Raw genomic sequence first — 8,690 nt, 5'->3', positions numbered from 1 at the left:
AAGTTAAGCTCTTCAGCGCCGATGGTACTGCATGGGAGACTATGTGGGAGAGTAGGTCGCCGCCGATTTTTTACCAAAGCCCTTAGTGCAGCTATGCTGCACTAAGGGCTTTTTTTGTTGGCTGAGGAGGGCTCACGTCTTTACGATCATTTTGCCAAAGGCTGCGCTAAGAGCTCGAAAAGGGCCAATCACTCGATTATACGCCGGTTTGCGCTCGCATCATCCCAATTGCTTGCCCGATTCTGGGGTGGGGTTATTCTCAATCGCCAGCAAAATCAGCTCGGATTGACCCGGCTCTGTGAAAATGCGTCGCGCGTTGAGCCGAAGCGTGAGCTTGCCAATCGTTTCAAATTCGTGGGTCATCTCAAAATCGTTGAACACGGCATTATGGGACAGAATTTCTCCCAGCAGTGCATGCAACGCAGGAATGTCCCATTGCCGGTCGTCTAAGTCATAGAGCAATTGTCCGAGAGTGGTTTCAGGCGTCATCTGAAAGGCGCCGTAAAAAGCAGGATTTGCCGAGATCACCCGCAAGTCTGCGTTCAGCACCAGTAACGGTTCGCGCACCGTGGCGACAACAGCCTCGGCCAGATGCGCATGCGCCTCGCTGAGGGCCGCCTTTATTTGCTTGCTCTCGGTGATGTCGGTAAAGGTGATGACCGCCCCTTCGATGACGTTCTCCAGGGTGCGGTAAGGCAGGATGCGCATGGCGTACCACATCCCCGCCAGGGAGTGAACTTCCACCTCTTTGGGAACCAAAGTGTCCAGAACGGCTCGCGTATCCTCCAGCAGCGAGTCGTAGCCAGCCAAGTTGGAGACGATGTGGCCTACCGGCCGCCCAATGTCGCTCTGGATCAGGTTGATGATCTTGGTGGCGGGAGGGGTGAAGCGCAGGATGCGCAGCCCGTGATCGACGAAGACCGTGCCGATGCCGGTGCCGGCCAACAGGTTGTTCATGTCGTTGTTGGCGCGGGTCAGGTCAGCCACCTTGTTTTGCAGTTCGGCATTGACCGTTGCCAGTTCCTCGTTGACCGACTGCAGCTCCTCTTTTGACGTCTCCAGCTCCTCGTTGGTGGACTGCAATTCTTCATTGATCGACTGCATCTCTTCGTTGGAGGATTTGAGCTCCTCGTTGGTTGTCTGGAGGTACTCCTCTTTGGCGCGCAATTCTTGCTTGAGCGCTGCAACCTGCGTGTCGGCGCCTAAGTCTGGACTGCGCGGAGTCTGCACGTCAGTTTCTGGCGGGGCCTCTTCCAGGATAACCAGGAATAACGGGGGTTCGGAGGCTGCCTCTGCATTTGGCTGCGCCGGTCGAACGATCAGGTTGACCGGGGTGAAGCTGCCGTTGGTCTTGACCCGAAGCCCTGGACTGCGAACAATCTCCATGCCTGCAGCCACTTTATGCAGGGCTGAGGTTAACTCGTGCCGCAAGCCCTCCCGCGCCATCTTTAAAATATTGTAGACACCCACCTCGCCCACCGCCGGTTCCAGGTACATCCCGGTGCGGCCGTGCAGGTAGAGAATGTCGCCGTGGACGTTGACCAGTGCGCCGGACGGGACGAGTTGCTGTAAAAGCGCCTGTTCGGTCAATTCGCGCAGCGTCAGCTTTTTTCGATTGGGCATTATTCCGGCAACAGCCTGAGGTAATGCCGCATCCATGGCCGTTTGGGGGGGCAGAAAGCTGCCCAGCCCGATGCGCGAGGCGCCGTGCAGCGTGTCCTTGCGCTGATAGACCTTTATCTTGCGGTCCTGCACGGTGAAAAGATTGCCGAAATCGCCCACGGTCTCGGAGGTACCCAGCACGAGAAAACCGCTTGGATTAAGGGCATAGTAAAAGAGCGGGATCAATTTCCTCTGCAAATCCGTACCCATATAGATCAGGAGATTGCGGCAGCTGATCAGGTCGAGTCGGGAAAACGGCGGATCTTTGATCACATCCTGTTCGGAAAAAATCAACATGTCGCGGATGGTTTTGTGGATGCGATAGGCGCTGCCGTCGGCCTCAGCCGAAAAATAACGCGCCAACCGTTCCGGCGAGACGTCGGCGGCAATGCTGGCCGGATAGAGTCCAACGCGGGCCGTGGCAATCGCCTGGTTGTCAATGTCGGTGGCAAACACCTGGATTTTGCAGCTCTGTTTCAGCGATTCCTGTTGCTCGGCAAGGAGGATGGCCAGGGAATAGGCCTCTTCGCCGGTGGCGCATCCCGGCGACCAGACCCGTATCGAACCGCCGATTGGTTTGCCGACAAAGAGTTGCGGCATAATTTTTTCCTCAAGCGCCTGGAAAACCGGCGGATCGCGGAAAAAATTGGTGACTCCGATGAGCAGGTCGCGAAAAAGGGATTCCACCTCGGTTGGTGTCTGCTGCACATGTTTAACATAGCTCTCCATGGTGTCGATCTGCTGGAGCGCCATGCGTCGCTCGATCCGGCGGTTGATGGTGCTTGGCTTATACTGCGAGAAATCGTGCCCGGTCTGGGCGCGCAGCAGGATAAAGATTTTTTTCAACGCGTTCTCGCTTTTGGGCGACGGCGCGGCGGCCAACTTCGGCGCTTTGCCAAAGGCGTGGGCCGCATAGGCGATCAACTGCGCGGGCATCTCGGCCGGCGGCAGCTCAAAGTCAACCAGACCAGTGGCGATGGCGCTGCGCGGCATGCCGTCGTACTCGGTGGTCGCCGGATTCTGGGCCATGGCCATGCCGCCTTCGCCCTTGATCGCCCGCACGCCCTGGGCGCCGTCGCTGCCGGTGCCGGACAGCACAACGCAGATGGCTCGTTCGTGCTGATCCTGGGCGAGCGAGCGGAAGAAATAATCAATCGGCAGGCGTTGTCCACGGGGGGAGGTCGGCTCGAGCAGTTGCAGGGCGCCGCCGAGAAAGGCCATGTCGCGATTGGGCGGAATAATGTAGGTGCAGTTGGGACGCACCACCATGCCGTCCTCGACCTCGAAGACCTGCATGCGGGTGTAGCGTTGGATCAGATCGGTGAGGATGCTCTTGTGGTCCGGCGCCAGGTGCTGCACCAGGACAAAGGCCATGCCGGGATCCGCGTCGACCGGCATGCCGGAGAAAAACGACTCGAAAGCCGCCAGCCCTCCGGCCGAGGCGCCGATGCCGACAATCGGAAAGCTGACGGTCTGGTCCTTGATCGTCTCGTGCGCGGCAACGGTTTGTTCGCCGCTGCTGGGCGCCTCGATGGCCTTGGCGTCGCCTGATGCGTCCGCAACGGCGGTTGAATCCTGTTTGCGTTTTGCCATAGTGGCCTTCTCACCTGATAAACCGTCTTGATGATGTTGGTCAGCGGCCGTCAAAGATGGAAGGGGAGGGCGGGCAACCGCACCGGGCGCACTTCAACACTTCAAAGGCTTTCTCTCAAACTCGAGAAAAGCTGACGCTGTCTTTTTTAAACTCGTCAATCACTTCGTCGCTTAAAGAAGGCGGAACTTTCGGCAAGATATGAACGAACGTCTCTGCTGTGACCAGATAGTCCTTTTTGCTGGCAAGTTCCTGTTCAAAAGCAAAATGGGCGGCCTGTTGGAACAGATACTGGATGTCTGCGGGAGTGAATCCGGACGTCAGTTCAACAATCTGCTCTACATTGACGTCGCCGGTGTTTAATTTTGCAAGATAATATTCGAGAATTGTAGTCCTACCTTCCTTATCTAAGCCACCCACCGGAATGATGCAATCAAATCTTCCTGGTCGCAGCATGGCCGCATCCAATTGTCGAATGTAGTTGGTGGCGCAGACCAGGAGGATTTTGTTTTTTTGATTTTTGAGTAAAGAAATTTGCTTGAGAAACTCGTTGGTGATCGACTTGTCAATCCGGTCGCCCACGTCACGACTCCCGGCAATCTCTTCAAATTCATCGATAAAGAGGACCACCTCGTCAAGGTCGCGCCCCTTTTCCATCAGCTCGCGCAGATTGGCGCCGATTTTTTCAACGCCGTCCACCATCAGCATGCTGGGCACAATCTCAATGTATTTCCAGGACAAGGCCCCGGCAATGGCCTTGGCAAAATGAGTTTTTCCGGTGCCTGGAGGGCCAAAAAACAGGATTGTCTTCGGGGGGACCACCCCGTGTTTTTGGGAAAGGCCGGCCTCGATCAGGGGGAGAATGATTTTGCGTTGCACCAACTGCTTGGGGGGTTGGGAATCGGAAATGGTGTCCCACATCTCCCTGCTCATAGTCTGGGCGCCCATCTCGTTTAAGATGCTTCGCCGCTTGTGGGCTTCTTCCTCATCGGGAGCGTGTTCCATATTATCCAGGAAGTCGATGCAGGCCGTTCGTAACCCTACGTCGCGATACAGTTTTTCCGAGAGCAGCCATTTGTGTTTCAACACCATGGGCCAAAGGTTGGCGGCAATGTCCGGTTCAAACTCCACTCCGCTGAGGTCAATAAATTGCTGTTTGCATTCTTCAGGCGATAGAAGCGCCTGGGTGTTGTCTTTCATACTCTACCTTGCTTGCCGTGACTCTGTTGCTGCCGAATCCGGCTAAATATGTTGTGAAAGCGCAGGGAGGCCGGCTACTTGCCCGCCATTATTGTCCTCTGCCTGTCATTCTTGCTTGCTTGTCCTGTTCTTCTTGAGACAGTTGTTGGGGCGGTGATTTTTTCTGGTCCTGCCGGTCCCGACTGTGCGCGTCATTACGTTGGGGAACTTGTTTTTCCTGTTGTCTTTGCACCTGCGGCTGCCGTTTGTTTTGCTCCTGCTCGTGTTGTTGCTGAGCCTGGGGACGCCGTTTAGGCGCCTGGATCTGCCGCTCTGCCGCTTGTGGCTGTTTGTGAGGCGCCTGCTGCACCCGCTGTGGTTGCCGCTGAGCCTGAGGTCGTCGTTGAGGCGTCTGAATCTGCTGCTGCTGTTCCTGGATGAGCTGCTGATGTCGCTGCACCTCAGGGAGTTGTTGATAATGTTCTTGTCTTTGACGCCGTATTTCCTGGGTCTGTTGTTGCGGTCTGGGTTGATGGTTCTCCACCCCCCACGTTTTATTCTTTTGCCAATAGTGATTGGTCTGCCATTTTTTCCAGTTGTTGTGGAGCCGTTGATTGGGAATCCGTTCATACTCCCACCGGTTTCCAGACCAATTGCGGTCGCGGTAGTAGCCTCTCCAGCCGGGGTCAACGTCGTAATAAAAGCTGGGAACCTTGCGATAATAGGTCCAGCCCCGATTGTACGAATGTGATCGATACCAGCGGCCTTCCCAAGGACGCCACCACCAGCCGTTCCAGAAAAACAGGTCAAAGTCGCTGTCAGGCGCAACGTACACATTGTTGGTGTCAGGCAGGACGATCATCTCTGGCGGCGCGTCAAACACCACCGGCGCCGGCAGAGCAAATCCGATGCTGACGTTGACCTCCGCCCTGATCGAATGCGGCAGGATGACGACTGAAGTCAGCAGCATGAGTGCGAAGCATATTTTTTTCATTGGGCGGCCTCTTGATTCGGTTGGGTTGGGTTGGGCCCAATTTTCATTGGGCGCCAATTTTCTTTAGTGATTGCGGCGTCTCATGGTTGCGCCTTGCTGGCAGTGCGCCAAGCTCTCGGGCCAATTGGAAGATGACGACGATCACGCCGATCACGCCCGCCGGGATACGCTTCTCTCGTGCGCCGGTTTCAGCTCAGGATCGACGCAGCAGCAAGGCGCATTGTTCGGCGGCAAGCGGCCTGCTGAACAGGTAGCCTTGTCCTTCGTCGCAATGCAGCGCTTTGAGGAAAGCCCGTTGCTCCTCGTCCTCAACGCCCTCGGCCACCACCCGTTGCTTAAGGCTGATCGCCATGGCAATGATCGCGCCGGCGATAATGCCGTGACCCTTGGCGGAACCAATGTCCTGCACAAAGGAAGGGTCAATCTTGAGGATATTGATCGGAAATTTGGTGAGGTAGCTCAGGCTGGAGAACCCGGCGCCAAAATCGTCAACCGCCACCTGCGCCCCCATCTCTCTGAGTTGCTCCAGTATCGCGATGCTGGATTCGGCGTCCCGCATCAAGACGCGTTCGGTTACTTCCAGTTGCAGGCAGGCCGGGGCTAGGCCGGTTTCGGATACAATGGCGCGCACGCCGTCCACAAAGTCCTTGCCGCAAAATTCCTGTGCAGAGATGTTGACCGAGATCGAATCCAGGGCCAGCCCGGCGTCTTGCCAGCGCTTGGCCTGGGTGCAGGCTTCCCGCAGCACCCAACGGCCAATGGGCGCCATCAGGCCGCAACTTTCGGCGATCTCCACAAATCGACCGGGCAAAACCATGCCCCATTCCGGGTGATTCCAGCGCAGCAGGGCTTCAACGCCGGCAATGGCTCCGGATTCCAGATTGATTTTAGGCTGGTAGTGCAAGACAAATTCTTGCCGTTGCAGCGCATGTCGCAGGCCATTTTCAATGGCCTGGCGCTCGACCACGCGGACGTTCATGTCGTGCTTGAAATACTGCGAATTGTTGCGGCCTTTCTCCTTGGCGCTGTACATGGCGGTGTCCGCATTCTTGAGCAGTGTTTCCGCATCCTTGCCGTCTTCTGGATAGATGCTGATGCCGATGCTGGTGGTTACATGCAGTTCGTGCTCGCCAATGAGGTGCGGGGCCGCCAGAGCCGAGAGAATTTTATCGGCAACCAGGGTCGCCTTTTCCGCAAATTTGTCCTCGGTCACCAGAATCACAAATTCATCGCCGCCTTGCCGGCTCACCGTGTCGGAGCCGCGCACACAGGCGCACAGCCGATCTGCGACTGATTGCAGCAATTGGTCGCCAACCGCATGGCCAAGCGAATCGTTGATGTGCTTGAAATGATCCAGATCCAAAAACAAGAGGGCCAGATGGGTGCCGCGTCGTTTGGCCAGGGCAATGGCCTGCGCCACCCGATCATTCAACAGGACGCGATTGGGCAAATTGGTGAGGAAATCGTGTTGCGCCAGATGCGCCATTTTCAAGGCCATCGACTGTGCGGCCGAAATATCGTGAAACACAATCACCGCGCCGGTCAGTTTGCCGTCCCAATCATGGATAGGCGCAACAGAATCTTCGATGGCTGCTTCTTGGCCGTCGCGGCGGATCAGAATCGTGCCTTGGGTGAGGGCCATGGCTGTGTTTTGCTGCAACACTAATTCAATCGGATTTGGCTTGGGTTCGCGGCTGGCGTTGTCAATGATGCGCATGACCTCGCCGATGGGATAACCGCGCGCTTCTTCCCGCGACCAGCCGGTCATGCCTTCAGCGGCAATGTTGAGATAATCGACGTTGCCCGTCATGTCCGTGCCGATCACCGCGTCGCTGATCGAATTGAGGGTGATTTCGGCGCGCGCTTTTTCCAGGAAATAGGTTTCTTCGACGGCCTTGCGCTGGATAAGGTTATGGAGCGACTGCGGCGTCAGGTAACTGTCCAGATTGCTTTTCGACAGATACCCCTGGGCGCCGCGCTGCACCGACATTGTGGTCAATGCTTCGTCGTCCGCCGCGCTGAGCGTCACTATCGGCGTGTGCGGCGCTGCGGCGAACAGCTGGTCAAAGGTGTCGATGCCTTGACTGTCGGCCAGCGAGAGATCGGCAATGACGGCATCGACGCCGCCTGCACGCAAGCGGGCAAGCCCCGCAGACAACTGCGTCACCCACTCGACGGTAAAAAGGCCGTCCCGTGCATTGTCGAGCACCTTCTCCAGCGTTTTGGCATCGTCGGCGTTGCCGGTGACAATCAAAACTCGATTCGCCATGTTCTTCTTCTCCTTTGAGCGCGACAATCCATGCGGAGGCGGCCGTGATGCATATTTTGGTGAAGTCTGGCTTGCCATGCTCGCAAAGGTCGAGAATGCTCGTCCAGTTTGCCCTGTAAAATCGATATATTGCAAGGTGTGAAACAGGAGCGGGCAAAAGGGCGCTGGTCGGCAGGGCGCTCTTTTTTCCGAAGAAAATTGCAACAGATCGCGCGTTGTTCACGCTCGGGAAAATACGCTCAGCGCCGCGAAAGGCGCAGGGAACAACCGCGTTCCCGTCGCCGGTGAACAATTCCTTGACCAGATAGGCAGGATTTTTCACCGGTGGCCAAGAACGCAGAAGATTTTCCAGGAAGAGGGGGGCTGCGCCGACAACGCAGCCTGCTCGATCCAGGCCGTCATCAGTGCAATGGTCAGCTTAAGGTCGGGGTCGAAAACCTGATCAAAGGGGTGCTGCACAAAGCCTAGCGATGGCCGTCACGGTTCAGGCCCTCGCCTCTGACGAGGGGTTCGTTGGCCAAGGTCACGCCGCGGGTCTTGGCGCGCGCATCCATCCGCTGGTGTTGTTCTTTGCGAAGAAGTTCTCGTTCCTCGACCGTTTTCGCGGCGCGCATTGCGCCGTGATATTCGGCGCGCTCTTCAAGGGTCATAAGCTGGCTGCCGTAGACCTGCTCCTGGCCCTGCGTCGCGGCAATTTTTTGCACCGGCGACGGATCCGCCGCCGCCGCGATCACGGCCGACAAGGACAAAACGCCAATCATGCAATGCAGAACGCTTTTTTTTCGATTCATTCTTCAGTCCTCTTGAGGACACGCGGTGGACGCGCTCGCCGCTGTAGCGGGCTTATTTGTTGATCGCCTGTTGTGCGAACACGCCTTATTCCATTTCTAAAGCAAAAGTGATATAATATGCCCATCAATGGAGGTGGGTGTATGGCACGACCAGCAAGCGGCAAGGAAGTTTTAGCAAAGGCGAAAGAAGCATTGGCAAAAGCG

At 56.7% G+C, this 8,690-nt stretch carries 6 protein-coding genes; 1 reads left to right on the top strand and 5 read right to left on the bottom strand.

Annotation, left to right across the window (positions count from 1 at the left end):
- Positions 1 to 219: 219 nt before the first annotated feature.
- The 4 genes from RCH93_RS07230 to RCH93_RS07215 all read right to left on the bottom strand — a co-directional run bounded on the left by RCH93_RS07230 (position 220) and on the right by RCH93_RS07215 (position 7,695).
- On the bottom strand, positions 220 to 3,255 hold the full coding sequence (locus RCH93_RS07230; protein ID WP_306547661.1) for a chemotaxis protein CheB: 3,036 nt from the start codon (positions 3,253 to 3,255) through the stop codon (positions 220 to 222).
- Positions 3,256 to 3,370: 115 nt separating this feature from the next.
- The gene (locus tag RCH93_RS07225) at positions 3,371 to 4,453 is read right to left on the bottom strand and encodes an ATP-binding protein (RefSeq protein WP_306547660.1); all 1,083 of its coding nucleotides are present in this window, start codon (positions 4,451 to 4,453) and stop codon (positions 3,371 to 3,373) included.
- An 88-nt stretch (positions 4,454 to 4,541) separates the two neighbouring features.
- The gene (locus RCH93_RS07220; RefSeq protein WP_306547659.1) at positions 4,542 to 5,426 is read right to left on the bottom strand and encodes a hypothetical protein; all 885 of its coding nucleotides are present in this window, start codon (positions 5,424 to 5,426) and stop codon (positions 4,542 to 4,544) included.
- A 193-nt stretch (positions 5,427 to 5,619) separates the two neighbouring features.
- Positions 5,620 to 7,695, bottom strand: coding sequence for a bifunctional diguanylate cyclase/phosphodiesterase (locus tag RCH93_RS07215; protein WP_306547658.1), 2,076 nt, complete (start codon positions 7,693 to 7,695; stop codon positions 5,620 to 5,622).
- Positions 7,696 to 8,019: 324 nt separating this feature from the next.
- On the opposite strand from RCH93_RS07215, the gene RCH93_RS07210 reads away from it, so the two are divergent.
- Positions 8,020 to 8,163, top strand: coding sequence for a hypothetical protein (locus RCH93_RS07210; protein WP_306547657.1), 144 nt, complete (start codon positions 8,020 to 8,022; stop codon positions 8,161 to 8,163).
- Here the strand turns inward: RCH93_RS07210 and RCH93_RS07205 are convergent.
- On the bottom strand, positions 8,160 to 8,486 hold the full coding sequence (locus RCH93_RS07205) for a hypothetical protein (protein WP_306547656.1): 327 nt from the start codon (positions 8,484 to 8,486) through the stop codon (positions 8,160 to 8,162). The two genes, RCH93_RS07210 and RCH93_RS07205, sit on opposite strands and share 4 nt — an antisense overlap.
- Between the last annotated feature and the right edge of the window lie 204 nt (positions 8,487 to 8,690).

The organism is Desulfobulbus sp. (genome assembly GCF_030824455.1).
In the GTDB taxonomy this organism is placed as follows: Bacteria; Desulfobacterota; Desulfobulbia; order Desulfobulbales; family Desulfobulbaceae; genus Desulfobulbus.
Note: the sequence above shows the minus strand (reverse complement) of the source record. Positions and strands in the feature narration are given on the sequence as shown.